Raw genomic sequence first — 25,683 nt, forward strand, 5'->3', positions numbered from 1 at the left:
GAGGAGCCGAGACGATGCGCAAGAAGCACCTGTTCAAGGCCGCCGCCGCGGCGGTCGGGCTGGGCGCGGTGATCGCGCTGACCGTGGCCATGCCCTCGGCGCAGGCGGCCGTGCCCGCCGCCGGGAGCACCTACACCATCGCGGTGAAGAACAGCGGGAAGTGCCTGGACGTCCTGGACGGCAACACCGCCAACGGCGCGCTCGTGGCGCAGTGGGACTGCTGGGGCGGGACCATGCAGCAGTGGACGCTGCGCGGGTCCGGGTCGGGGACGTACGCGCTGGCGAACGTCGCGACCGGCAAGTGCCTGGACATCCCGTACGGCACGACCGAGCACTACGTGCAGGCCCAGCAGTGGAGCTGCTCCGGCGACACGATGCAGCAGTGGCGGCTGACCGCGTCCGGGTCCGGGACCTACCAGCTGGTCAACGTGGCCAGCGGGTTGTGCCTGGCCAACAAGGACGCCGGTCAGGGCCTGGGCGTGGCGATCGTGCAGGAGGGGTGCACGGCCAACTCGAACAAGCAGTGGCTGTTCACGCCGGTGTCCGGCCGGACCTGGTCGGGCACGCCCGACGGGTTCGCGGGCGCGGCGGGGACGACCGGTGGCGCGGGCGGGACCGTGGTGACCGCGACGACCTTCGCCGACCTAGTGAAGTACGCGTCGGCCAGCACACCACACGTGATCCGGGTGGACCGGGCGATCACGGTGACGCCGTACGGGAAGGAGATCCCGGTGACGTCGAACAAGACCATCGTCGGGGTCGGCACGTCCGGGCAGATCGTGAACGGCGGGTTCACCCTCAACGGCGTGTCGAACGTGATCATCCGGAACCTCACCATCCGCGACACCCGCGTGGCCTCGGACGACCCGGACGACAAGGACTTCGACTACGACGGCATCCAGATCGACAGCTCCACCAAGGTCTGGATCGACCACAACACCATCACGCGGATGAACGACGGCCTGATCGACAGCCGCAAGGACACCACCGACCTGACCGTGTCCTGGAACGTGCTGGCGGACAACAACAAGTCCTTCGGCATCGGCTGGACCGACAACGTCACCGCCCGCATCACGATCCACCACAACTGGATCCGCGACACCGACCAGCGCAACCCCAGCACCGACAACGTCGCCTACGCGCACCTGTACAACAACTACCTGCAGAACGTGAAGTCCTACGGCAACTACGCGCGCGGCGCCACGAAGATGGTCCTGGAGAACTCGTACTTCGACAAGGTCAAGGACCCCTACTACAAGGACGACACCGCCCAGCTCAAGCAGAGCGGCAACGTGGTCGTCAACTCCAGCGGCAAGCAGCAGAGCGGCGGGGCGGCCTTCGACCCGAAGACGTTCTACAGCTACGCGCTCGACCCGGCCGCCGAGATCCCGAAGATCCTCGGGACGTACGCGGGGCCCCAGGGCAACATCGGGGGCTGATCGGGGTCTTGTGCCCAGGGGAGGCGCGGTCCCCGTTCCCGACGGCGGGGACGGGGGCCGCGCTTCCCTGACCGTGCGCGAGCGTCCCGCCGCGGTGCGTGAGCGGGGCGGGCCGGGTGTCGTGGGTCGCACTCGGCCAGTTCCGCGAAACCGCTGGTGATCACGGGGGCGATCGCCTGTAATGCCCACTGTGGACGAACTCCCCGGCGGACTGCGCGAGCTCCCGCCCGAACTGCTGACCCGCGTGGTCGAGGCCAACCACGAGGCCAGCGCGCCGGGTCGGCACGCGATCGACGGCCGGGTCGCGGTGCGCCTGGCCTGCGACCTCGTGCTCGCCGGGGTCGACACCCCGCACGTGGTGGACCTTGCCTGCCAGTCACCGGGCGAGGTGTCCGACGAGACGGCGAACGCCCTGCTCAGGGCCGCGCTCGACGACCTCGGCCTGCCCGCGGTCGACTGGTACCGCTTCGAGTGGGCGCTCACCCGCAAGGTGGCGGGCGTGGCGCTGCGCGGCGAGGTCGGCCCCTGCGAGGGCATGTACGACCTGTGGGACCGCTGGGACTCGACCCCGGACAGCACGTCCGTCGCGGGGGCGCTGCTGCTGTGCGCGGAGTGGGAGCGGGCGGACGAGGAGGAGCGGGTGGTCCTGCGGACCCGGATCCGGGCGTTCGCGCGGGCCACGGTGGAACTGGCGGACCAGCGGCTGGCCGAGCACGACGGGCGGGGTGCGGACCGGGCCGAGGGGCGCTGAAGGCCCGTCGCGCTCCCGGTCCCCGCCCCCTCAGCGCGTGCGGCGCAGCAGGTAGGTGTCCATGATCCAGCCCTTCTCCGCCCGCGCCCGCTCCCGCGTCTCCACGATCCGCTCCGCGACCTCCGCCAGCGGCCCGGCGATCAGGATCTCGTCCTCGGTGCCCACGTACGCGCCCCAGTGGATCGTCGCGCCCGGCTCGTCCAGGTGCTCCAGGAACGCGTTGCGGGCGTCCAGCATCACGACCACGTCGTCCGCGTCCTGCGGCCACCCGGCCGCCAGGCGCCTGCCGGTGGTGATCTGCACCGCGCCCGCCACCTGGTTCAGCGTCGTCGCGTGCCTGGCCGCCAGCGCGGAGACGCTGCTGACGCCGGGGATCACCCGCACGTCGAACTCCGTGGCGCCGCGCGACCGGACGTCCTCCACCACCGCGATGATGCTGTCGTACAGCGCCGGATCGCCCCACACCAGGAACGCCCCGACCTCGCCCTCGCCCAGGTGCTCCGCGATCAACCGCTCGCACACGTCGGCCCGCCGCACCCGCCAGTCCACCACCGCGTCGGCGTAGCCGTCGGCCGCCCGGTCCCTGGGCGGGTCCTCGGCGCGGACCACGCGGTAGCCGCCGCCGGGGACGTGGGTGGCCAGGATGGCCTCGCGCAGGTCGGACAGCTCGCGCGCCTCCCCCGGCTTGTCCAGGAAGAACACCACGTCGGCGCGGCGCAGCGCGTCCACCGCCGCCACCGTGACGTGACCGGGGTCCCCGGCGCCGATCCCGACGACCTCGACCTGCGCGCGCACCAGCACCACCCGTTCCGCTCGGAAAGACCCGGCCATTGTCCACCACGGACGGACCGCCCCGAGCGCCCGCTCCCCCGGACGGTCAGCGGGCCAGCAGCGAGTCCGACGCCTGGCCGCACAGCCACACCGCGCCGTCGCCCCAGGACAGGCCCTCCGCCCGCACCACCCGCCACGCCGGGAAGCCGAAGTAGAACCACAGGGCCCGCCGCAGCTCCTCGCCCCCCACCCCCTCGCGCAGCCCGCCCAGCTCCAGCATCCGGTCCGCCGCCTCCGCGAACCGCGCCCTGACCTCGGCCTCGGCCACCCGCGCGGCCTCCGCCACGTCGGGGTGCGCGTCCCGGTTGTCCAGCAGCACGGACAGCGTCAGCTCCCGGCGGTCCCTGGTCACCGACGTGCCCCGCGCGACCAGGCGCAGCACCTCGGCGGCGCTGGTCGCGGACGTGAGCGCGGCGGTGGTCGCGCGGACCGCCTCGTCCGCGACGCCGTCGTCGACCATGGCCAGGAGCAGCGCGGACTTGCCGCCGACGCTGGTGTACACGGTGTTCACCGCGACCCCGGCGGCGCGCGCGATCGCCGCCACGCTGGTGCGCGCGTACCCGCCCTCGGCGAACAGCTCGGCGGCGGCGAGCAGCACCCGCTCGCGGGTTCGGGCCGCCGCCTCCTCGCGGAGGGGGGAGGTGTAGCCACGGGTCTCCACAAGATCTACAGTAGCGCACCTACATTCACTGGAGGTTCGTTACTATGAATTCCTCGGGCAGGGTCGTCGTGGTCGGCGCCGGGCCGGTCGGGCTGTGGCTGGCGGCCGAGCTGGCGCTGGGCGGGGCGACGCCGGTCGTGCTGGAGCGCGAGCCGGAGCGGTCGCCGCACTCCAAGGCGCTCGGCCTGCACCCCCGCACGCTGGAGGTGCTGGCGCTGCGCGGGGTCGAGGGCGGGTTCCTGCGCGCCGGGGGTCGCACGTCCGGCTGGCACTTCGGGATGCTGCCGACCCGCCTGGACTTCAGCGGCCTGCCCACCCCGTTCCCGTTCCTGCTCACCCAGCCGCAGGCCGAGACCGAGCGCCTGCTGGAGGAGCGGGCGCGGGCGCTGGGCGTTGAGGTGCTGCGCGGGCACGAGGTGACCGGGCTGACCCAGGACGCCGACGGGGTCGTGCTCCGCGTCGCCGGGCGACCGGACGTGCGCGCCGAGTACGTCGTGGGCGCAGACGGGGCCGGCAGCGCGGTGCGCGCGGCGGCGGGGATCGAGTTCCCCGGCACCGAGTCCACGCACTTCGGGTTCCTCGGCGATGTCGTGCTGGCGGACCCGCCGCCGCTCCCGAACGGCTGGCACACCGCCGAGGGCGCGCTCATGGCCGTCCCGCTGCCGGACGGCCGGTTCCGCCTGGTCGGCTACGACCCCCGCGCCGGGCGCGAGCCGCTCACCCTGGACGGGCTGCGCGCGGTCACCCGGCGCATCGCGGGCACCGACTTCGGGGCGCACTCCCCCTCCTGGCTGTCGCGGTTCGGCAACGCCACCAAGGTCGCGGCGCGCTACCGGCAGGGGCGGGTGCTGCTGGCGGGCGACGCGGCGCACCGGAACTTCCCGGCGGGCGGCGTGGGCCTGAACGTGGGCGTGCAGGACGCGATGAACCTGGGCTGGAAGCTCGCGGCGGTGCTGACCGGGCGGGCCCCGGAGTCGCTGCTGGACGACTACCACGCGGAGCGGTGGCCGGTGGGCGTGCAGCTGGCCGAGCACACCCAGGCGCAGACGGCGCTGATCACCGGGGTGTCGCCGGAGGGGCGGGCGCTGCGGAAGCTGCTCTCGGAGCTGCTCGCGGGCGACCGGGCGCTGCTGGAGGCGCTGGCGGCCAAGCTGTCGGCGCTGGACGTGGCCTACCCGGACCCGGCCGGGCACCCGGTGGCGGGGGCGCGGGTCCCGCTGCGGGAGGGGCTGTTCGAGCACTTCCACTCCGGGGCGCCGGTGCTGCTGACGACCGGCACGACCGGCCCTGACGGCCCTGACGGCCCTGACGGCTCGGTGGCCGGGGTGGCGGCGGTGCGGGTGACGCCGGACGACCTGCCGGGGACCGGGGTGGCGGCGGCCCTGGTCCGGCCGGACGGGCACGTGTGGCGGGCGTTCGAGGACGCGGACGACCTGGGCGCGATCGAGGCGGCGGTCCGGGAGCTGTGGCCCCCGGCCGCCCAGTTTCGCTCGACACTGAAGGAATAAGTGGAATCACGAGCGGGCGCCCGGACGGCTCCGAGTCCGACCGCCCCTGGCACACGACCGGCTCCGGGAGCGGGATCACCCCGCCCCCCGGAGCGGTCCCGCTCAGCCCACCGCCGCCGCGACCGCCTCGTCCAGCACGGCCAGCCCCTCCTCCAGCTCCTCGTTCGTCGCGGTCAGCGGCGGCAGGAGCTTGACCACCTCGTCCAGCGAGCCCGACGTCTCCACCAGCAGCCCCCTGGCGAACGCCTCCGCCGCCACCCGCCTCGCCGCGTCCGGCTCCCGGAACGCCACGCCCCACACCAGCCCCCGGCCGCGCACCTGCGCCACGCCCGACGGGTGCGCGACCGCCAGCGCGCCCAGCCGCTCCTCCAGCAGCAGGCCGCGCTCGGTGGTCTGCTTCTCCAGCACGCGGTCGGACCAGAACTCCCGCAGGGCGGCGGTCGCGGTCACGAACGCCGGGTTGCTCCCCCGGAACGTGCCGTTGTGCTCCCCCGGCTCCCACACGTCCAGCTCCGGCCGGAACAGGGTCAGCGACATCGGCAGGCCGTAGCCGCTGAGGGACTTCGACAGGCACACCACGTCCGGGGTGATCCCGGCGGACTCGAAGCTGAAGAACGGGCCGGTGCGCCCGCAGCCCATCTGGATGTCGTCGACGATCAGCAGCACCCCCCTGCGGGCGCACAGGTCCGCGAGGTCGGCCAGCCAGGCGGCCCCGGCCGGGTTGACGCCGCCCTCGCCCTGCACGGTCTCGACGATGACGGCGGCGGGCAGGTCGACGCCGCTGCTGCGGTCGGACAGCAGCGCGTCCAGCAGGACCAGGCCGGGCACCGCGCCGCCCGCGAAGCCGTCGTAGGGCACGCGGTGGACGTGCCCCAGCGGGACGCCCGCGCCCGCGCGCTTGGCGGCGCTGCCGGTGACCGCGAGCGAGCCCAGCGACATGCCGTGGAACGCGCCGGTGAACGCGACGACCGACTGCCGCCCGGTCACCTTGCGGGCCAGCTTGAGGGCGGCCTCCACGCTGTTGGCGCCCGTCGGGCCGGTGAACTGCACCCGGTAGTCGAGCCCGCGCGGCGCGAGCACCCGCTCGGCGAACTCGGCGAGGAACTCCCGCTTGGCGCGGGTGAGCATGTCCAGGCTGTGCGCGACGCCGTCCCGTTCGAGGTAGTCGAGCAGCGCCCGCTTGAGCAGGGGGTGGTTGTGGCCGTAGTTCAGCGCGCCCGCGCCCGCGAAGAAGTCCAGGTAGGCACGGCCGTCCTCGCTGACGATGCGGCTGCCGCCCGCGTGGTCGAACACCACCGGCCAGTTCCTGCTGTAGCTGCGGACCTCGGACTCGATCGCGGGGGTGGACATGGCTTCTCTCCTCGGTACGGGACAGGGCGGTACGGGACAGGGCTGGGCGGGGCAGGGCTGGGCGGGGCAGGGCGGCGGGTCACCCGGTGAGCAGCGCGCCCGCCGGGAGGAAGGCGACGAGCACGAGCAGCAGGACGGCCCCAGCGCACCGCAGCGCGGGCCCGCCCAGGCGCACGGCGGCCACCGCCGCCAGGGCGTAGCCGACGAGCGCGGCGACGGCGGGACCGAGCAGGAGCAGGGGCACCGCGCCGTCCCGCACGCCCGCGCAGGCGAACGCGCAGCACGCGGCGCCCACGACCGCGACGACGGCGCGGCCGGGCCGCCAGTCCGGGTGCAGCCGGGCGGTGATCCGGGCGGCGGCGCGCACGTTGGTGAAGCAGTAGGAGGTCAGCACGAGGAGCACCGCGACGGCGAGCGCCCACCGCACCGGACCGGGGACCTCGGTGGCCGCGCCTGCGGCGGGCACCGCCGACAGCCCGACGTAGACCACCGCCACCGCGGCCACGCCCAGCGCCACGCCCCCCGCCGTGCGCCGCGCGCCCGCCGCGACGGCGGGCACGACCGAGGTCACCGACTCCCAGCCGACGCCCGCGAAGAACAGCGCCGCCAGCGCCAGCCACACCGCGCCGCCGGGTGGCAGCCCGGTCGGCGCGAACGGCGTGTGCGCGCCCGCCTGCGGCGCGCCGGGCCAGCCCAGCGCGACGCAGGCCAGCGCCAGCGCCCCGGTCACCCACGGCCGTGCCCGGAGCACGGCCGGGGGCGGCGGGAACGGGCTGAGCGCGGCGAGCACGGCGACCACGAGGACCCCCAGCGCGACCAGCAGCACGTCGACGCCGGGCTCGGGCAGCGCGCCGCCGGGGGCCGCGAGCAGGCACGTCGCGGCGAACCAGGCGATCGCCGCCTGCCCCGCGGTGAAGGCGACGGCGAACACCCCGTCCACCACCCGCCCGGCCAGGGGGCCGAGCAGCGCGCCGACCGCGCCCGCCAGCGTGGCGGGCGGCACGCGCGCCCTGACCAGCTCGGCCAGCACCAGGCCGACCGCGCCGCCGAGCACGACGTGCGCCGCCCACACCAGCGGGGCACGCCCGCCGGTCAGCGCCGCCACGACGGGCGGCATGACCAGCATCGCGGCCCCGAGGACGCCGCCGGACAGGTGCGCCGCGATCCGCCGCGCGCCCCCGGTGACCGCGGCGGGCCCGGTCACGACAGGCGCTTCCGCAGGCCGTCCGCGATGATCTTGGCCCGCAGCGACAGCAGGCTGAACGACCCGGCGTCGCCGATGCCGTGGCTGGACTCGCACAGGCCGTTGAGGAACAGCGCGGGCGTGTCGGACTCCACCGGCCGCACCTCGTAGTCCTGGCCCACCGACAGGTAGCCGTGCTCGTCGAAGGCGAAGCCGTCGGCGACCTCGCGCATCAGGGCGGGCACCCGCTCCTGGTGGGCGGCGGGCCCGAGGTCGCGGAACCCGGTCGCCAGCACGACGAAGTCGGCCCGGTGCTCCTCGCGCTCCCCCGTGTTCAACTCCTCCACGGCCAGGTGGACGCCGTCCTCGCGCACGTCCAGCGAGCGCACCTGGCGGCTGCCGCTGACGAACACCCGCTGGTCGCCGTCCAGGCGCTGCTCGTAGATGAGCCGGTACAGCTCGCGCAGCACGTCGCCGTCGGCGGAGGAGTAGTTGGTCAGCCGCATGTACGAGTCGATGGCGTCCTTGCGCTCGCGCGGGGCGCGGTAGTAGTAGTCGGTGAAGCCGGGGAAGTAGCCCTCCTCGCTGAACGGGCTGGTGTCCTTCAGCCGCAGCGTCAGCGACCGCACCAGCATGGTCACGGTGGCGCGCGGGAAGCGCCGGGCGAGGTCCAGCGTCAGCTCCACCGCGCTCTGGCTGCCGCCGATCACCACCACGGACAGCGGCGTCCGGTCGCCGTCGTGGGCGACGTCGAGCTCGGCGAGCCGCTCCAGCGCGGGCAGGTACCGGGTCAGGTGGAACACGCGCGGGGAGTCGACGGCGTCGAACGGCTCGGGCACGTAGGGGGCCCGGCCGGTGCCGATCACCAGCGACCGGCCCCGGTGGACCTGGCCGGTGGAGGTGGTGACGGCGTAGACCCGGCGGTCCTCGGCGTCGCGCTCGACCGCGACGCCGGTGACGTGCGTGCCGTAGTCGACCTGGCTGCTGAAGTGGGTCGCGGCCCAGGAGACGTAGCGCGCGTAGTCCTTGCGCAGCGGGAACTCCAGCGGGACGTTGAGGTGCTCCAGCAGCCTGCCGTTCTCGAACAGGTAGTTGATGAAGCTGTAGCGGCTGCGCGGGTTGCGCAGCGACACCAGGTCGCGCACGGGGTGGTTCTGGATGTCCGACCCGTCGAGCATCATCGCGCTCTGCCAGGACGGGCCGGGCCTGGCCTCCAGGAAGCGGGCGTCGAGCTCGTGGCCCTCCTCCTCGAAGGCGATGGCCAGCGACAGGTTCGCGGGGCCGAAGCCGATGCCCAGCACGTCGTGGCAGCGGGGCGCGGGTTCGGCCCGGCCGGGGGCGGCGGCGAGCGGTGGAGCGGCTGCGTCGGGCATGGAGCACCTCTGATGCCGTGGGGGTGGGGGGTGGGCGCCGCCGTCAGGCGACGTCGGTGCGGGCGCCGGACAGGCACGCCAGCGCGATGCGGCGGCCGGCCTCCGGGGCGGTCTTGACGCCGCCGCCGTTCCAGCCGCGCACCGACCAGGCGTGCGGCACGCCGGTGCTCTCCAGCAGGCCGGACGGCCCGTGCGCGGGCGCGCCGTAGGCGTCGGTGGCGCGGGTGGTCGCCACGTGCGCGGCCAGGGCGACCCACGGGAGGTGGGTGGCGAGCGCGGTGGTGGTGGCCCGCTCGTGCTCGGGGTCGGCGGGGGCGTCGAAGGGGCAGTCCCACACCAGGTGGGGCATCCCCAGGAGGGTGCGGTCGGCGCCGACCGGCTTGGCGTACCGGCCGGTGCGCAGGTCGACGAAGGTCGCGTGGGGCGGCGCGTCCGGCCCCCGCTCCACCACGCTGACCTGGATCGACCGCGCCCGCACCGGGTGCGCGGGCCGCAGCCCCGGCACGGGGTCGGCCGCCCACGGGCCGGTGGCGGCGACGACGGTCCCCGCGCGCAGCTCGCCGTCGTCGGTGTGGACGACGGGGCGTCCGCCGAGGGCGGTGACCGCGCGCACGGGCGTGCCCGCGCGCACCGAGGCGCCGAGGGCGCGGGCCTGGGCCAGCCAGTCCCCGGTGACCTCGGCGGGGTCCACCCAGCCCGCCTCGGGCTCGACCAGGGCGATACCGCCCGCCAGCCGGACGCCCGCCGCCTCGTCGGGGCCCGCGACCACGTGCGCGGAGCCGCCCAGCGCGGCGGTGATCCGCGCGGCCTCGGCGCGCAGCTCCGCCTCCTGGGCGGGGTCGGCGGCGGTCACCGAGCCCACGGCGCGCAGCGGGGACCGCCCGGACGCCCAGTTCGCGGGGTCGCGGTAGACCGCGAGGCTGGGCAGGGCCAGCTCGGCGATCGCCGGGTCGGGGTCGTAGGCGCGCACCATGCCGCCGGAGCGGCCGGTGGCGCCGGAGGCGGGCCGCCCCCGTTCGAGCACGACGACGGAGGCGCCCGCGGCGGCCAGGTGGCGGGCGATGGAGGCGCCGGTGATCCCGGCGCCCACCACCACGACGTCCGGGCGCTCGGGCGCGCTCACGGCCGCGCGTCCAGCGGCGAGGGCGAGGTGACGCGCGTGCCGCCGGGCAGGAACGACCAGTCCGCCTCGCGCACCGGCTCGCCGGGCAGCCCGAGCCACCGCCAGGTCCGCAGGGCGAGGTCGGGGGTGATCGGCCAGGCCAGCGCGGCGAACGCCTTGGCGGCCAGGTGGTCCAGGGCCAGGCTCGTGCGCGCCTCCTCGGCGAGCGAGGGCACCGCGCGCAGCGGCTCCTCGGTCGCCCGGAACTCGGCGGCGCGCTCCACGAAGGCCTCCAGCAGGCGGACGTAGCCGCGCGCGCTGAACGACTCGGGGATCAGCAGCCCGTCGAGCTGCCGGGTGGTGAGGTTGAGGTTGCGGTAGAACTCGCGGTGCGCGTCGGTCCACGCCCCGGTGCCGGGCACCACCCCGTCCCCGACGCCCGCGAACCCGGCGAGCCACTCCTTGGCGGCCAGGTGGAGCGGGTCCTGGGCGAGCAGGGCGGCCCGCTCCTGGGTGATCCGGGTGACGCGGCCCTCGGGGGCGTTGCGCAGCAGCGCCAGCCGCACGGCGTCGGGGCCCGCCTCGGCCAGCGCGGGGTCCGCCCAGATGGCGTGGCCCCGGCTGGTGGAGAACTTCGCGTCGTCCAGGTGCAGGAACTGGTTGGTGACGAAGGCGGCGGGCAGGTGCTCGGCCAGCCCGGCGGCGAAGGCCACGGCGGGCAGGAGCACGGCGTAGAAGAAGCTGTTGTCGTAGCCGAGGAACAGGGTGATCTTGGCGGGGCCGTCCTGCTCGGTCTCGGCGCGCGCGGCGTCGAGGAAGGTCAGCGCGAGGTCGACCCAGGCGTCGACGCGCTGGCCGTCCGCCAGCTCGACGCCCCAGTCGGCGCGGCGGGCGAGCCGGTACGGCGGCAGGCCGTCGGCCAGCAGGCGCTCCACCAGGGCGAGCAGGTCGGGCGAGGTGTGCGAGTCCTTGAGGTACCGGGCGAGCTGCTCGGCGTGGGCGGACATGTCCAGCCACAGCGCGCGCTCGGGGCGGGTGGTGGCCGGGCCGCCGCAGAGCCTGCAGCGCGGGTCCACGAGGTCCTTGGCCTCGTTGGGCCGCCCGCACGCCTCGCAGATCTCGCCGTCGCTGTCGGCCGCGCAGTGCGCGCAGGCGCCGCGCGCGAACGCCTGGTGCAGCGACAGGTCGCAGGCGGCGCAGTAGGCGGTGTCCCGCTCCTGCTCGGTGACCGAGGGCGACTCGGCGAGCCGGGTGATCAGCTCCCGGATCCGGTCGGCGTGCCCCGGCGCGGTCGCCGGGCGGGTGAGCCGGTCGCAGTCGACCCCGGCCGCGCGCAGCGTCGCCAGGATGGCCTCGCCGTGGGAGGCGGCGACCTGCTCGGGGGTGGCGCCGCCGAGGCGGGCGCTGACGGCGACGTGCGACTGGTGGTCGTCGGTGCCGGTGACGTGCCTGGCGTCGCGGCCGGTGCTGCGCAGCGCGCGCACCAGCACGTCGGCCCGGACGTACGGGCCCGCGAGGTGGCCCAGGTGCAGGCCGCCGTTGGGGGTGGGCGGCGGGCAGAAGACCAGGGCCCGCTGCGGCAGCGAGGCGCGCGGCGGGGTCTCCTCCAGGGCGGCCACGGCGCTGGGGATGTGCTCCCAGTAGATCGAGACGAGGTCGAACGGCTCGTCGTGCTCGTTGCGGATCTCGTGGTAGCCGAAGGGCGACAGGTGCACGACGCCGCCCGGCCCCAGCTCGCGCTCCTCGTCGCCGAGCACCACGGTCGCCCGGCCCGCGAGGACGATGAACATCTCGCCGTCCTGGTGGGCGTGCCGCTTCGAGACGCTGCGCGGGGGGACGCTGCCGAAGACGGAGCCGAACGGGAGGCCGTCGATGTCGGCGGCCGACAGCATCGGTTGCAGGCTCATCTCGTAGGACCAGCTCATCGCCGACCGGTCGAAGGCGCGCGTTATCACAGGAAGTCCCCTGGTGTGTGGTGTGGACGGGGGGTGGCCCGGCGCGGTGCGGGAGGCGCGCCGGGCGAATGCGGGCAGCACGGGGTGCGGCGCCACCCGCGCGGGCGGTGCCGTGGTGGGGTGCGCCGCGCCCCTGGGGGCGGTGGGCGCTGTCGGTGTCGGTGGGGTGGGCGGGACTCGGGGAGCGGGACTCAGGGAGCCGTGCTCAGGTCTGGCTCCTGGTGCGCAGCGAGGTGGGCTCCCCGCTCGCGGTGAACGGCTTGCGGAAGGTGAAGGCGAAGGGGGTGGCCCCGTCGTCGTGCAGGCGCTCCAGCCGCTGGCAGGCGTCCGCCCAGGTGGGGGTGACGTCGTCCGCGACCCACCACATGGCGTAGCTCGGCCACTCCGGCTTGAGGAACCACTCGTGCCGCCTGCGCAGCGCGGTGCGGTGGATGCCGCCGCTGTAGGCGAAGGCGTGGACGGACTCCAGGTCGGCCCACAGCGACAGGGTGGAGGCGCGGCTGTCGGTGGCGGTGGTGCGGCCCCCGGTGTAGAAGCGCGGGACGGTGAACCTGCCCCACTCGCCCCAGTCGCGCTCGAAGTTGCTCAGGTGGCTCTGGCCGGGGTCCTCCTTGGCGCGGGCGACGAACCCCGGACTGCCCTCGGCCTCCTCGAAGGTGGGCGGGGTGAGGTCGTCGAACTCCTGGACCTCGGGGTCCCCGTACGGCTTCTTCAGGATCGCGAAAGTCGTGAACGCGACGCGCGGCATCGGTGTCCCTCCTCCTCGGGCCGGTCCCCCGGCGGGTTCTCCCTGACGTGCGGCGTCCGGTGGCCGCCTGCGGCGGGGTCCGCGCGACCGCAGGCGGCGGTGCTCACGAGGTCAGCTCGGCCTCGTCCACGAGCGAGCCCTCCTTCGGCGGCGCGGTCCTGCGGGTGCGCTGGATGGCCAGCAGCACGCCGCCGATGATCAGCGCGATCCCGGCCAGCTCCGGCAGCGGCGGGACGCGGCCGTCCCAGGCGAAGACGTAGACCAGCCCGGCGACCACCTGGATGACGACGAGCTGCCCGGCGATGGAGATCGGCACGAGCCCGGACGAGCGGTTCCACAGCACCGTCCCGACCCACGAGACGAGCACGCCCAGCACCACGCTGCCCGCCACCAGCGGGAGCAGCGCGTCGCCCGAGCCGACGCGCACGCCGCCGGAGAGCGCGGCGACCGGCAGGGCGAGCAGCGACAGGCCCAGCGTGCACACGCCCATGAGCGTCGACCAGCCGGTCGGCGAGATCTCGGGGTGGCGGCGCAGGAAGCTGGCGTTGGCCACCGCGTACGAGGTCCACAGCGCCAGCGCCACCAGCGCCGACCCGATGCCGATCACCCAGTTGAGGCCGGAGCGGTCGCCGAGCGCGGTGTCCCAGTCGACCTCCACGAGGTTGACCAGGACCAGGCCGACGACGATGAACCCGAGCGGCAGCAGCAGGCGGGAGAACGGGAACTCCCTGCGCACCAGGTTCCCGGTCACCGCGACGGTCACCGGGAGCGTCCCGATGATCACCGTGGTGATGGGGGCGCCGGTGTGCGTGATCCCCTGCACCAGGAAGAAGTAGTAGCCCAGGTGCCCCGCGAAGGCGAACAGCGCCGCCGTGAGCCACACCCCCCGGTCGAGCCCGCGCATCCCCGCGCCCCGCGTGGCGAGCGCGATGCCGACCGACACCAGCCCGTAGACGAGGTACCGGCCCAGCGCGAGCGCGACGGAGTCGGAGTCCGGGAGCAGCACCGGCATCAGGAACGCCAGGCCCCAGAGCAGGTTCGCGCCGACGCCGCTCAGCACGCCGACCAGGATGGAGGGGTTTGGAGTGCTCATGTCCACCGTTTCTCGGGTTCTTCCGCCGCTCGGGCGCTAGCGCTTCACCGCTGGCCGTCGCCGGGTCATCAGCGCCCGCATGAAGAGCCGCTGGAACTCCGCGGGCAGCGTCATGCGACCGGTGAGGGCCAGGTACCTCCGGCTCAGCTCGGGGTCAGCGCTGATGGTCTCGAACATCCTGCGCCGGGAGGTCTCGTCCTTGCCGACCAGCGAGTCGACGCAGATGCCCTCGGCGTGCGGGAGCAGGACCCGCGAGTAGCGCTCGCGGTACTCGGCGAGCCCCGCCTCGCGGTCGTCCTCGGAGAGCGACCGGTCGGCGAAGGAGCTCGCCAGCAGGTCGGCCGACACGAGCGCGAAGCCGCAGCCGACGCCGCTCATCGGGTCGAGCGAGAGCGCGGCGTCGCCGACGAACGGCACCGAGTCGACCACCGGCTCGCGCAGCAGGCTCGGGTAGTCGGCGTAGCCGAGCAGCCCGCCCTCGGGGACGGCGCCCGCCGTGGACGGCGCGTCGGGCAGGCCGTCGAAGTAGGCGAGGAACTCGCGCATCCGGTTGTCCGCGCCGCCCCAGCCCTCCACGCGCGCCTTGTCGGCGAACAGGACGAGCTGGGTCCGGCCGCCGGGGAGCGGGTAGGCGCAGGCCAGGTCGCGCTCGTGCATGACGAACACCGACCGCTGGTCGGCGCGGGTGGTGATGCCCGAGAAGTAGCCGAACAGGGCGGCGCGCTCGTTCGGGCGGCTCTCGGCGGGGTTGCCCAGCTCCTTGGCGAGCCGGGAGCGGCGGCCGTCGGCGGCGACCACCAGGCGGGCGCGGAAGCGGCGCGGGCCCCGGTCGCCGTCGGTGTCCAGGAACCAGTCGGAGCCGTCCCGGCCGATCGACTCGACGCCCGTGCCGTCCAGGTACTCGACGCCGTGGCGGCGCGCGGACTCCCGCAGGGCGGGGTCGAGCACCCGCCGCTCCAGGTTGAGCGCGTGCGCGCCGGGCTGGTCGGGGTCGTAGCTCAACCCCGGCCCCTCCACGACGCCGCCGGGGGTGACGAACACGGCCTTGGTGCGCACGGACCACTCGGGGCCGTAGAGGTGGTCCAAGCCGAGGCCCGCCAGGAGCGGCACGGCGTGCGGCTGGATGAAGTGGGTGCACAGGCGCTTGTGGTGCCCGTCGTCCATGGTCTTGCGGTCCAGCAGCGCGACGCGGTGCCCCATCCGGCTGAAGCGGATCGCGGTGGCGCACCCCGCGATGCTCCCCCCGACGACCACGACGTCCCAGCTCGACTCCGACTCCGGTGCGCTGGTCGACTCCGGCGCGCTGGTCGACTCCGGTGTGCTCACGGCTCTCCCGCCCTCCTCTCGGTCCGGTGCCACGGGGTCCACGCGCCTAGCCCGCGCAGCCGCAGGCCGCGCCCGAGGGCTCGACCCGCCTGCCCGCGTGCCCCTCGGTGGGGTGGTTGTCCCGCTTCCACCAGTCGAGGCCGCCGATCAGCTCCTTGACCCGGAACCCGGCCGTGGCCAGCTTGACCGCGGTCTTGGTGGAGGCGTTGCAGCCGATGCCGTCGCAGTACGCGACGTACAGCGGGGCCTTGGACAGCCCGGACAGCGACTCCTGGGAGATGGAGCGGTGCGGGACGCTGATCGCGCCGGGGATGTGCTCGTGCGCGTAGGACTCGCTGCTGCGGCCGTCGACCACGACGATGTCCTGGCCCGCCGCGAGGGCGTCCTCCAGGTCGGCGGAGTCGATCTCGTAGGCGAGCTTGTCCCGGTAGAAGTCGAGCTGGGAGCGCTGGTCGCCGGTCATGCCGGTTCCCCCCTGGGGCTGGGCCTCGGTGGTGGTCTCGGGTTCGGGGTCGGCCGCGAACCGGTCGGCGAGCGCGTACAGGTCGCCGAGGGTGCTGGGGGTGACCAGCGAGTCGGCGTACTCGCCCAGGTCGACGCCGGCGTCCTCCAGCAGCGCGACGAGCACGCCGATGGTGGTGAGCGAGTCGAGGCCGAGCACGCCCAGCGGCGCGTCGTCGGGCAGCGCCCCGAGGTCGACCGGTTTGCCCAGCGCGGCCTCCAGGTAGTCGGCGACCTTGTCCTTCACGTCGTCCTTCACCGGTGCTGACATGGCTCCCCCTCACTCAATGGGCTCGACGGCGCCGTCGGGGGACAGCGCGAAGCGGTCGGAGTCGGATCGCCGGGCGGCGTCCGCCAGGCGGGAGAGCGCGTCCGCGCCGACCGGGGCGGGCGAGCGGGCCAGCAGCCCAGGGCGCAGGTGGTCCGGCAGCAGGTCGTCCAGGCGGGCCGCCACGGCGTCGAGCACCAGCGGGTCGGCCGAGGTGACCACGAGCGCGACGACGTCGCGCCGGGCGCGCGGGACGACGGCCGCGACCGCGCCGCCGACGCCGGGGCAGCCCTCGGCGGCCCGGCGGACCTCGGCGAGGTGGCAGCGGCGGCCCGCGAGCCACCCGACGTCCGGGTCGGCGTGGCCGTGGAAGCGCAGGTCGCCGCGCTCGTCGCGGGAGCACACGTCGCCGGTGCGGAAGTAGCGGACGCCGTCGTGCTCGACGACCGCGCGGGCGGTCTCCTCGGGCTGGTCGACGTAGCCGAGCATCACCCGCTCGCCGCCGACCCACAGCTCGCCGCGCTCGCCGGGCGCGCGCTGCTCGACGCCGTCGCGGACGATCCGGACCCGGCAGCCGGGCAGCGGGCGGCCGATCAGGCGGCCCGCGTCCTCGTCCGGGCCGTTCCCGCTGGGGCCGTTCCCGCTGGGGCCGTTGCCCTCGGGGCCGTCCCCGTCGTCGGGCCCGAACTCGTGGGAGATCGCGAACACCGTGGCCTCGGGCGGCCCGAACGCGTGGACGAGCCGGACTCCGGGCAACCGCCGCCGCCACGCGGCCACGACGGCGGGGTCGCACACCTGGGCCCCGGTCATCACCAGCTCCAGCGCCGGGAGCCTGGCCGGGTCGAGCTGCCGCCCGTCCCCGGTGATCATGCCCAGCAGCAGGGAGACCGCGATCAGGTGGGTGATCCGCTCGCGGGCCAGCACCGCGCGCACGAGCGGGCCTGCGGGCAGGCCCCGGAACTGGAAGACGTGGGCCCCCAGCGACAGCGGGAGCAGGGTGTCCTCGAAGGAGACGTCGACCTGGAACGGCGACAGGCTCAGCACCCGCGAGTCCGGCGTGACGCGCAGGACCCGGTTGTGGGCGCGGAAGTAGGAGGTGAGGGCGTCCGCGCTGTTCTCGACGCCCTGCGGCACGCCGCTGGGGCCCGCGGCGAGCACGACGTACGCGGCGGCGCCCGGCCGGTGCGGCGTGGTGGGGTGGTCGGCGTCCCCGGCCAGCGCGGCGGCCAGGTCCGCGCCGCCGAGCCACCGCGCGTCGGGGGTGAGCGGGTCGCTGTCGTCCAGCGCGACCACGGCGCGCGGGCGCAACCGGTCGACGAGGGCGCGCAGCCGCCCGGCCGGTTCGGCGCCGTCGAGCGGGACGTAGACGGCGGCGAGCTTCCAGACGGCGACCGCGACGACGGGCATCGCGGAGGTCTTGCGGCTGAGCACCACCACGCGGTCGCCCTCGCCGACGCCGAGCGCCGCGAGCGCGGACGCGACCGAGCGGGCGGCCCGTTCGAGGTCGGCGAACGCGTAGCCGGTCTCGCCGTCGGCGATCGCGGGGCGGTCCGGCCACCGCAGGGCGGGGGCCGCGAACAGGTCGCCGAGCGCGGGCGGCGGCCCGCCCGCGTCGGCGGGGTCGGTCGACCACGGCGGCAGCGCGGCGGCCTCAGCGCGGCTGGGCATGGTCCTCCTCGGTGTCGAACGCGGTGGCCGCGATCTCGACCGCGGCGCGCCGGGCCGAGTCCAACCCGGCCGCGTACAGGCAGAAGTCGTGCGGCAGGTCGGGGAAGTGGGAGTGCCTGAGCGGGACCGACCGGTCGGCCAGGAACCGCGCCCACGCCAGGCCCTCGTCGCGCAGCACGTCGCAGCCCGCCGTGACGAGCGAGCAGGGCGGCAGCGCGGCCAGCTCGGCGTCGGACAGGGCGAGCGGGTCGAGGCCGCGCGCCGAGAAGAACGGCTCCAGGAAGGACTTGAAGCCGCGCATGGCGGTGCGGTCGAGGAAGTGGCCCTCGCCGAACTCGCGGTAGGAGTCGCGCTCGGTCCGCAGGTCGAGCACCGGGTAGATCAGGACCGCGCGGGCGAAGGCCCCCGGCAGCACGCGCAGCGCCAGGTGCAGCGCGAACAGCCCGCCGACGCTGTCGCCCGCGATGACCGGCCGCCTGCCGCCCGGCTCGGCGCACCGCGCCGCGACCGCCTCCCCCAGGCGCGCCAGCGACTCCTCGGCGGTGTGCTCGGGCGCCTTGGGGTAGTCGAACGCCTCGACGGGCGCGCGCAGGGTGGTGGCCAGCAGCCGCAGGAACGGCAGGAACGTCGTGGTCGAGTAGTAGACCATCCCGCCGCCGTGGACGTAGAGGACGTGCGGGGCGCGCTCGTCCAGCACCGCCGGGCGCACCAGGACCGAGCCCGCGCGCCGCTCGACCACCGCGCCGTCGCCGGGGTCGGCCGCGCCACCGAAGCGCTCGACCCACCGCTCGGCGTTCGCCCGCTCCGCGCGGACCCGGTCGGCGGTCGGCGCGCCCGTCGACGGCGGCACGGCCATGATCCGCCTGGCCGCGGCGAGGCGGGCGAACTCGGGGTGCATCCGCTCAGCCAAGGCCGTCCCCCTCGGCGGGTTCGGCGGTCCCGTCGGCGGTGAACGCGAAGCGCGTGGCGGTGCGGTCCCGCACCGCGTCGGCGAGCCGCCGCATCAGCCGGTTCTCGTCCGTCTTGCCGGTGGAGGACACCGTCGGCGACGGCGACCAGGCCAGCAGGGTCGGGCGCATGTAGTCGGGCAGCTGGTCGGCCAGCAGCGCCTCCACGTCGGCCACCACCGCCCGGTCGGGGGCCATCACCACCAGGGCGATGACGTCCCGGCCGCCGCGCGGGACGAGCGCGACGGCGGCCCGCTCGACGCCCGCGCTGCCCAGAACGAGCTGCCGGATCTCGCCGAGGTGGACGCGGCGGCCCGCGAGCTTGACCTCGTCGTCGTCGCGGCCGTGGAAGACGATGTCGCCGTTGTCGTCGTAGGCGCACATGTCGCCGGTGCGGTAGTAGCGGACGCCGTCGTGCTCGACGACGCGGCGCGCGGTCTCCTCGGGCTGGTCGAAGTAGCCGAGCATCACCTGCTCGCCGCCGATCCACAGCTCGCCGACGTGGCCGGGCGCGACGACCTCGCGCCCGTCGTCGACGATCCGCGCCGCGACGCCGCGCAGCGGCCTGCCGATCGGGTAGGAGCCGGTGCGGTCCGGGTCGACCTCGGCGATCTCGTAGGCGGTGCACACGATCGTCGCCTCGGTGGGCCCGTAGACGTTGAACACGCGGGCCTCCGGCAGGGCCGCCTTCCAGAGGTTGATCACGCCGGGGTCGCACACCTCGGCGCCGGTCATCACCATCTCCAGGTGCGGGAAGGTCTTCCTGCCGACGTGCCTGCCCCCCTCGGTGATCATCGTCAGGAGGGTGGAGACCGCGATCAGGTGGGTGATCCGCTCGCGGGCGATGACCGCGCGCATGATCGCGCCCGCGTGGACGCCCCGGAACTGGTGGACGAACGCGCCGAGCGAGAGCGGCAGCAGCGTGTCCTCGATCGAGACGTCGAAGTGGAACGGGGACAGGCTGAACACCCGCGAGGCCGGGGTGAAGCGCAGGACCTCGTTGTGGTTGCCGAAGTACGCGACCAGGCTGCCGACGCCGATCTCGACGCCCTTGGGCGCGCCGGTCGAGCCGGAGGTGAAGATGACGTACGCCGGGTCGTCGGGTCCGCGCACGGCCGAGGGCAGGTCGGGGGCCGGTTCCCGGAGGACCACGTCCAGCTCGGCGCGGCCGATCCAGGCGGCGTCGTCGACCACCGGTTCCCGGTCGTCCAGGGCGAGCACCGCGCGGGGCCGCAGCCTGCCGAGCAGGCCGCGCAGCCGGGGCTCGGGCTGGGCGGCGTCGAGCGGGGCGTAGACGGCGCCGAGCTTCCAGGCGCCGATGGCGAGCGCGGGCACGAGCGCGGACTTCTCCGCCAGGACCGCGACCCGGTCGCCCGGCCGCACGCCCAGCTCCGCGAGCCGGGCGGCGAGCGCCAGCGCCCCGCGCTCCAGCTCCGCGAAGGTGAAGCCGGAGCGGCCGTCGTGGACGGCGGGGCGGTCGGGCCAGTTGGCCGCCGCCGCGCGGACGAGGTCGCCGAGCGGGGGCGGGGGGAGGGCGCGGTCGGCGGGGTCGAGCGACCAGGGCGGCAGGGGCGCTGTGCGGGCGGGCGTCGTGGTCACGGGGCGACCTGCCCGTCGACGTCGTAGCTGAAGCGGGCCTTGGGCTTGTCGGTGGCGCCCATGCGCCGGTAGAAGCCGATGCCCAGCTCGTTGTCCGGCGGGGTCTGCCACTCGACGCGGGCGCACCCGCGCGCGGCGGCGAACCCGCGCAGCCGCTCGAAGAACGCGCGGCCCAGGCCCGAGCCCCGGTACGGCTCGCGCAGGTAGAGGCAGTCCAGGTAGGCGAACGGCTCCGCGCCCCAGGTGGCGAAGTCGATCGTGGCGGTCATGTAGCCGCACAGGCGCCCGCCGCCGTCGACGGCCACCCAGCCGTGCAGCACCGGCCGGTCGCCGAACAGGGCCGCGCGCCAGCGCTCGACCTGGCCGCTCTCCCGGAACCCGGACTTCTCGTACGCGGCGTGCTCGCGGCACAGCTCCAGCAGCCCCGGGAGCTGGTCCGGCTCGATCGGCCGCACCTCGACGTCGCTCACACCCACCCCGAGAAGGTCGTGGCCAGGTAGGCCGCGCGGGCGTCGTCGTCGAGGGTCCCGCGCGCCAGCACGGTGTTGACCCAGGCGTCGCGCTCGAACCGCATGACCTCCAGCTCCCACACGCAGGCCACCAGGTCGCGCTGCGCCAGCGGGGCGGTGGTGGTCGAGCCGTCGGCGGCGGGGGTCAGGCCGCGCACCCAGTGCTTGAGCATGTTGGCGTCGTACCACTGGCTCACCAGCAGGTAGTCGCCGTCGCAGCCGTAGTGCAGGATCAGGAACCCGAGCGGGTGATCGCCCGCGTCGAGGCCCTCGCCCAGCACGGCGGCGGCCCGCTCGCCCAACCACGCGGGGTCGGGGACCTCGGCGGCGCGCGCGGGGTCGGCGAACATCGCGTAGGGCTTGAGCACCCGGCCGCGGACCTCCAGCGGCGGGAGCGCCTTGACCAGGCGGGGCGAGTACGCCAGCGGGTTCGACGCGGCGGTCTCCCCCGCGCTCGGGTGGTCGGCCGTCTGCACCATGCGCTCGTTCTCCTCCGGAGTGCCTCGGGTCGTGCCGCGCCGGTCGAGGCCCGCCCGCTCCGCGCCGGGGCGACGGGCGCGCGGCCCGTCCCGCCGCATTCGTGGGGGACCCGGACAAGGCGTCGGGTGAAGCGCGCACCGGCGTCCGGCCGGATGTCGCGTCGGATTCTCGGGTACAGCGCGGGCGAGCCCGGAAAGGCGGCTCGCCGGGTTATCGGATCACCCGGACTCGGGGTGTGCGGACCGGGCGGACAAAGCCCCGCGTTCGACGCCGAAGATCCGCATTGGTCGCCACCTCGCCCTCACCGGAACGTCCCCGACCACTTTCCTGAGCCCGGTCCGCCAAGACCTCATCGAACGTATCGGCACGAGCACGTCCTGTCACTACGCTGAGGGATGTAACCGCCGTATTGCGCACGGGGCGACGGCCCCGCGGCAGGCCCGCCGCACCCGGTACGACCGGGACGAGCTGCGACAAGTCTGCTCCCGAGACGTGTTCGGCATCCCGCGCGTTCGCCGTCGGCCACACCCGTCCGCACCCGTCGAGGTAGCGGACAGTGTTCGCCCGACACTCGCCGGAACGTGCCCGAAATCAGCCGGCAATGGCCCCGAAAATGCTTTCCCCCGGCATTCCGAAGCGATACCGGGGGCGGCCTTCCGGGCCCGTCCGGGTGGCCGGTCCGCCGCGCCGGGATCATCACCCGCAGGAGCGCGACCGCGGTGCGCGCCCGCGCCGGGCGGGCGGACCACCCGGCCGCGTCCGGACGGTCCGGGGAAGCGGGCGGAGCGCATTTCCGACGCCGAGCAGGGCTTTTCCGCCGAACCGCGGACCGCGCCCCGACAGGACCACCACCGGGCGCGCCACGACCGGCCCGGCGGGCGGGTGATCTTGCCCGGTCCCGCCGGACGGGGGTTTCCGTACAGTCGCCCCGTGCTCCTCGACCTGAACCTCCTGCGCGCCCTGGAAGCCCTCCTGGAAGAAGGCGGCGTCACCGGCGCGGCCCGGCGGCTGCACCTCACCGCGCCCGCCGTGAGCCGGGCGCTGACGAGGATCCGGCGGGCCACCGGGGACGAGATCCTGGTGCGCAGCGGGCGGGGCATGGTGCCCACCGAGTACGCCGTCGCGGTGCGCGGCGAGGTGCGGCGGCTGGTCAGGGAGGCCGAGGCGGTGCTCTCGCCCCGGCGCGAGGTCGTCCCGGCGGAGCTGGACCGGGTGTTCTGCCTGCGGTGGCACGACGCCGTCACCGAGCTGGTCGGGCCGGAGGTGCTGGCCGCCGTGCGGGAGCGCGCGCCGGGGGTCCGGCTCCGGTTCCTCGGCGAGTCCGATTCGGACGGTCGCGAGGCGCTGGAGGGCGTCGACCTGGGCACCAGCGCGGGCCCTGCGCCCTCGCCCGACGTGCACCACGAGGTGGTGCGGCGGGACCTGCCCTCGGTGGTGCTGCGCGAGGACCACGAGCTGGCGCGGGGCGAGCTGACCGCCGAGCGCTACGCCGCCGCCGGGCACGTGGTCGTCTCGCGGCGCGGCGCGCTCGCCGACCGGGTCGACGGGCTGCTCGCCGAGCTGGGGCTGACCCGCTCGGTGGTCGCGGCCGTGCCCACCGGGGTCGCCGCGCTGCGGCTGGCGCGGCGGTGCGGGCTGGTGGCGACCCTGCCGTCCTCGGTGGCGGGGCCGCTCGCGCGCGAGCACGGCCTGGCGCACCGGCCGCTCCCGCTGGACGCGCTGGAGATCGCGCTGCACCTCACCTGGCACCGCCGCCACGACGGCGACCCGGCCCACCGCTGGCTGCGGGAGCTGTGCCTGGTCGAGCTGCGGAAGACGATTGCGCCGGAGTAAACAGTGAGTTGAAAAAGATGCATTTGAATTAATGATCGAGTCTTCCTAGCGTTGGTCCCGGCACCGGCGGAGCGCCGGGAAACCGTGGGAGGACAACAAGATGAGCACGCTCAATGCCACCGTCGACGCCGTCCACGCCGCGGGCGCGGCGCTGGCGCGGCAGTACCGCACGAGCCACGACCTGGTCGACCGGGCGGCCGTCGAGGCCGCGATCGCCGCCGCCGACGAGGTCTCGCTCGCGCAGCTGCGGCCGAGGCTCGCAGCCGCCGCGCCCGACGCCGGGTGGGTGGAGGACGAGCTCGCCGAGGGCGGGTTGCCTCCGGGCCGGTGGTGGGTGGTCGACCCGGTGGAGGGGGCGATCAACCACGTGCACGGCCTGCCCGAGTGGGGCGTCACCGCGACCCTCGTGGAGGACGACCTGCCCGTGCTCACCGCCGTGCACCTGCCCCTGGCCGGCCTGACCTACACCGCCACGGCGGGCGGCGGGGCGCTGCGGAACGGGGAGCGGCTGCGCGCGTCGGTGAAGGCGGAGCTGCGCGGCGCGCTCGTCGGCACCGGGCAGGCCAGCCCCAGGGAGACCGAGGGGACGTGGCGGCTGATCGGCCGGTCGGCGACCGCGATGATGGCCGCGTCCGGGGTGCTCGGGGTGAGCGTGCCGCCGACGCTGCGGCTGCTGCACGTGGCCGACGGGCGCTCGGACGTGTTCTGGCAGCACGGCGCGGTCCGGTCGGGGCTGCTGCCGGGGGCGCTGCTGGTGGCCGAGGCGGGCGGGGTGGTCAGCGACCTGCGGGGCGCGCCGTGGACCGCCGCGAGCGGCGACTTCCTGGCCGCCGCGCCGGGCGTGCACGCGCAGGCCGTGGCCGTGCTGGGCGCGCTGTGAGCGGCCTGCGGCTGGTCGTGCTCGGCGCGACCGGGGGCGTCGGCGGGCACGTGGTGGCGCACGCCCTGCGGCGCGGCCACTCGGTGACCGCGCTCAGCCGCGACCCGCGCGGGCTGCCCGAGCACGGGGCGCTGCGGGTGGTGGCGGTGGACGTGCGGGACCGGGACGCGGTCGCGGAGGCGCTGGCCGGGTGCGACGCGGCCGTGTCGGCGCTGGGCAACCCGCCGGGGTCCCGCCCCGGCGTGCTGGCGGCGGGCGCGGCGTCCCTGGTGGCGGCGACCCCGCCGCGCCTGGTGTGGCTGGGCGCGCACGGCACCGGCCCGTCCGCGAACGCCGCGACCGCGGCGCTGCTGCGCCTGGCGCTGGGCGCGGAGGAGGTGGCCGACAAGGTGGCGGCCGACGCGCTGGTCCTGGCGGCGGGCGGCACGGTCGTCCACGCGGGCCCGCTGACCGGCCCTGCCGTCGACTGGACCACCCTGGACGTGACCACCCCCGCGGGCGCCCGCCTGCTCCCCCTCGGCGCCCGCCGCCTGCCGCGCCCGGTGCGGCGCTCGACGCTGGCCGCGCTGCTGCTGACCGAGGCCGAGCACCCCCGGCACGCCGGAGCGATCGCGATCGCGGCAGGCTGACCCCGCCCCACTCCGGCCCGCCCGGCCCCCGGCCCCGGTTCGGGCCCCGGCCCCGGCCCGACAAGGCTGCCCCGACCCGCCGCCGGCCCCACAAGCACGTGCCCGTGCCGAGCGCACGTGTTCCGCGCCGATCTTCAGGTGATCTTCACACGCTGGGCGACGCGTCCCACCACTCCCCACCCCTTCGGGGACTCCCGTGCGCAAAACGGACGAACGGCGGAACCGGATGGGCGACACTCCGCGTCGAACGCCTGGCAGGGCGGACGAGGGGGAAGGGTCCACGACGTGGGGCGCGAGCTCGCACCGGCCGGCGCGGCGTCGACGGGACCGTCGGCGCGGGCGGTGCTGGGCGTGCTCGGCCCGGACGCGGTCGAGCGGACCCCCGCAGGCCGGTCCACCCCGGCCGACCGGGGCCGCGAACCGGCAGGAAGAACCACGAGAAGGGTGGGGTTGGCGCTTGAATCCGGCCACTGGTGATCCCGAGGCGCTGATGCGCGGCTGGGACCAGCAGATCCAGAACAGCCTCCGGCAGGCTGACCAGCTCACGCAGGTGGCGCGCGAGCTGAGCGTGACCAGGCGCTCCCCCGACGGCGCGGTGACCGTGACCGTCGACAGCGGCGGCAACGTCACCGCGCTCGACCTGGGCGAGGCGGCGCTGCGCAAGCGCGCCCCCGAGCTGTCGGCGGAGATCATGTCCACCATGCGCGCCGCGCAGGCGCAGCTCGCCGCGCGGATGCAGGAGGCGGTCGCCCCGATCCTGGGCGGCGACTCCACCGCCACCGAGGCGATCGTCGGCGGGCTCAAGGAGAAGTTCCCCGAGCCACCGCCCGAGCCGCCCGCGGGTCAGCAGCCGCCGCCCCACCCCGGTCCGCCGCCGCCCCCACCGCCACCCCCGGCTCCGGGGGCGTTCCCCCCGCCCGGACCGCCCGCGCCCCCGCAGGGCGCGGGCCCGGCGCCCGGTGCGGCCCCCCGCCGCGCCGCGCGGCCGGACGACGACGAGGACTTCGGCAACCGCGACTGGGCGAGCGACCGGAAGGGCTGGTGATCTG

The 25,683-nt window shown here is 75.5% G+C and carries 23 protein-coding genes; 7 read left to right on the forward strand and 16 right to left on the reverse strand.

All coding sequences use genetic code 11. From position 1 onward, the window contains the following. Positions 1–14 precede the first annotated feature (14 nt). Positions 15–1,439 (forward strand): RICIN domain-containing protein, encoded by a 1,425-nt coding sequence (locus AMIR_RS20910; RefSeq protein WP_015802941.1) that lies wholly within the window; start codon positions 15–17, stop codon positions 1,437–1,439. 190 nt (positions 1,440–1,629) lie between these two features. Beyond that, a complete protein-coding gene (locus AMIR_RS20915; RefSeq protein ID WP_041836915.1) occupies positions 1,630–2,190 on the forward strand; it encodes a hypothetical protein in 561 nt (186 codons plus the stop codon). Positions 2,191–2,220: 30 nt separating this feature from the next. Here the strand turns inward: AMIR_RS20915 and cobF are convergent, their stop codons facing one another. Both cobF and AMIR_RS41190 read right to left on the reverse strand, forming a co-directional pair. Next, complete coding sequence (cobF, locus tag AMIR_RS20920) at positions 2,221–3,021, reverse strand: precorrin-6A synthase (deacetylating) (protein WP_015802943.1); 801 nt, start codon at positions 3,019–3,021, stop codon at positions 2,221–2,223. 46 nt (positions 3,022–3,067) lie between these two features. Beyond that, positions 3,068–3,682 (reverse strand): TetR/AcrR family transcriptional regulator, encoded by a 615-nt coding sequence (locus AMIR_RS41190; protein WP_015802944.1) that lies wholly within the window; start codon positions 3,680–3,682, stop codon positions 3,068–3,070. Between the two features lie 44 nt (positions 3,683–3,726). On the opposite strand from AMIR_RS41190, the gene AMIR_RS20930 reads away from it, so the two are divergent. Then, entirely contained in the window at positions 3,727–5,190 is a 1,464-nt protein-coding gene (locus AMIR_RS20930) for an FAD-dependent oxidoreductase (protein ID WP_015802945.1), read from the forward strand. A gap of 102 nt (positions 5,191–5,292) precedes the next feature. Here the strand turns inward: AMIR_RS20930 and ectB are convergent, their stop codons facing one another. The 14 genes from ectB to AMIR_RS21000 form a co-directional block, all read right to left on the reverse strand. After that, entirely contained in the window at positions 5,293–6,540 is a 1,248-nt protein-coding gene (gene ectB / locus AMIR_RS20935) for a diaminobutyrate--2-oxoglutarate transaminase (protein ID WP_015802946.1), read from the reverse strand. Positions 6,541–6,619: 79 nt separating this feature from the next. Next, the gene (locus AMIR_RS20940; protein WP_015802947.1) at positions 6,620–7,744 is read right to left on the reverse strand and encodes a hypothetical protein; all 1,125 of its coding nucleotides are present in this window, start codon (positions 7,742–7,744) and stop codon (positions 6,620–6,622) included. Beyond that, positions 7,741–9,096 carry a lysine N(6)-hydroxylase/L-ornithine N(5)-oxygenase family protein gene (locus AMIR_RS20945; protein ID WP_015802948.1) on the reverse strand — a complete coding sequence of 452 codons (1,356 nt, stop codon included), beginning with the start codon at positions 9,094–9,096 and terminating at the stop codon, positions 7,741–7,743. Before AMIR_RS20945 ends, AMIR_RS20940 begins: the two co-directional genes overlap by 4 nt. 43 nt (positions 9,097–9,139) lie before the next feature. Continuing rightward, entirely contained in the window at positions 9,140–10,219 is a 1,080-nt protein-coding gene (locus AMIR_RS20950) for an NAD(P)/FAD-dependent oxidoreductase (RefSeq protein WP_015802949.1), read from the reverse strand. Continuing rightward, the gene (locus AMIR_RS20955) at positions 10,216–12,153 is read right to left on the reverse strand and encodes a class I tRNA ligase family protein (RefSeq protein WP_015802950.1); all 1,938 of its coding nucleotides are present in this window, start codon (positions 12,151–12,153) and stop codon (positions 10,216–10,218) included. The genes AMIR_RS20950 and AMIR_RS20955 overlap by 4 nt, the downstream gene beginning before the upstream one ends. A 205-nt stretch (positions 12,154–12,358) precedes the next feature. Then, positions 12,359–12,901: a DUF3291 domain-containing protein gene (locus tag AMIR_RS20960; protein WP_015802951.1), complete on the reverse strand. Its 543-nt coding sequence runs from the start codon at positions 12,899–12,901 to the stop codon at positions 12,359–12,361. A gap of 103 nt (positions 12,902–13,004) precedes the next feature. Further along, a complete protein-coding gene (locus AMIR_RS20965; protein ID WP_015802952.1) occupies positions 13,005–13,994 on the reverse strand; it encodes a DMT family transporter in 990 nt (329 codons plus the stop codon). A 36-nt stretch (positions 13,995–14,030) separates the two neighbouring features. Continuing rightward, the gene (locus tag AMIR_RS20970) at positions 14,031–15,320 is read right to left on the reverse strand and encodes an NAD(P)/FAD-dependent oxidoreductase (protein ID WP_015802953.1); all 1,290 of its coding nucleotides are present in this window, start codon (positions 15,318–15,320) and stop codon (positions 14,031–14,033) included. 46 nt (positions 15,321–15,366) lie between these two features. Further along, entirely contained in the window at positions 15,367–16,092 is a 726-nt protein-coding gene (locus AMIR_RS37530; RefSeq protein WP_015802954.1) for a rhodanese-like domain-containing protein, read from the reverse strand. Positions 16,093–16,101: 9 nt separating this feature from the next. After that, positions 16,102–17,757, reverse strand: a complete 1,656-nt coding sequence (locus AMIR_RS20980) for an AMP-binding protein (RefSeq protein WP_015802955.1) — start codon at positions 17,755–17,757, stop codon at positions 16,102–16,104. Then, positions 17,741–18,667 carry an alpha/beta hydrolase fold domain-containing protein gene (locus AMIR_RS20985; protein WP_205590285.1) on the reverse strand — a complete coding sequence of 309 codons (927 nt, stop codon included), beginning with the start codon at positions 18,665–18,667 and terminating at the stop codon, positions 17,741–17,743. The genes AMIR_RS20980 and AMIR_RS20985 overlap by 17 nt, the downstream gene beginning before the upstream one ends. After that, on the reverse strand, positions 18,660–20,303 hold the full coding sequence (locus tag AMIR_RS20990) for an amino acid adenylation domain-containing protein (protein WP_015802957.1): 1,644 nt from the start codon (positions 20,301–20,303) through the stop codon (positions 18,660–18,662). The genes AMIR_RS20985 and AMIR_RS20990 overlap by 8 nt, the downstream gene beginning before the upstream one ends. Then, positions 20,300–20,773: a GNAT family N-acetyltransferase gene (locus AMIR_RS20995; RefSeq protein WP_205590286.1), complete on the reverse strand. Its 474-nt coding sequence runs from the start codon at positions 20,771–20,773 to the stop codon at positions 20,300–20,302. The genes AMIR_RS20990 and AMIR_RS20995 overlap by 4 nt, the downstream gene beginning before the upstream one ends. Further along, positions 20,770–21,390 (reverse strand): hypothetical protein, encoded by a 621-nt coding sequence (locus AMIR_RS21000; RefSeq protein WP_205590287.1) that lies wholly within the window; start codon positions 21,388–21,390, stop codon positions 20,770–20,772. The genes AMIR_RS20995 and AMIR_RS21000 overlap by 4 nt, the downstream gene beginning before the upstream one ends. Positions 21,391–22,222: 832 nt before the next feature. Between AMIR_RS21000 and AMIR_RS21005 the strand changes: the two genes are divergently transcribed. From AMIR_RS21005 to AMIR_RS35990, 4 genes are all read left to right on the forward strand, one after another. Continuing rightward, positions 22,223–23,125, forward strand: coding sequence for a LysR family transcriptional regulator (locus AMIR_RS21005; RefSeq protein ID WP_015802960.1), 903 nt, complete (start codon positions 22,223–22,225; stop codon positions 23,123–23,125). A gap of 100 nt (positions 23,126–23,225) precedes the next feature. Then, positions 23,226–24,005, forward strand: a complete 780-nt coding sequence (locus AMIR_RS21010; protein WP_015802961.1) for an inositol monophosphatase family protein — start codon at positions 23,226–23,228, stop codon at positions 24,003–24,005. Continuing rightward, positions 24,002–24,634: an NAD(P)-dependent oxidoreductase gene (locus AMIR_RS21015; protein WP_015802962.1), complete on the forward strand. Its 633-nt coding sequence runs from the start codon at positions 24,002–24,004 to the stop codon at positions 24,632–24,634. The genes AMIR_RS21010 and AMIR_RS21015 overlap by 4 nt, the downstream gene beginning before the upstream one ends. Before the next feature lie 457 nt (positions 24,635–25,091). Continuing rightward, the gene (locus AMIR_RS35990; protein WP_187313429.1) at positions 25,092–25,679 is read left to right on the forward strand and encodes a YbaB/EbfC family nucleoid-associated protein; all 588 of its coding nucleotides are present in this window, start codon (positions 25,092–25,094) and stop codon (positions 25,677–25,679) included. Positions 25,680–25,683: the final 4 nt, after the last annotated feature.

Origin of the sequence: Actinosynnema mirum DSM 43827 (genome assembly GCF_000023245.1) — a bacterium.
GTDB classification, from domain to species: Bacteria; Actinomycetota; Actinomycetes; order Mycobacteriales; family Pseudonocardiaceae; genus Actinosynnema; species Actinosynnema mirum.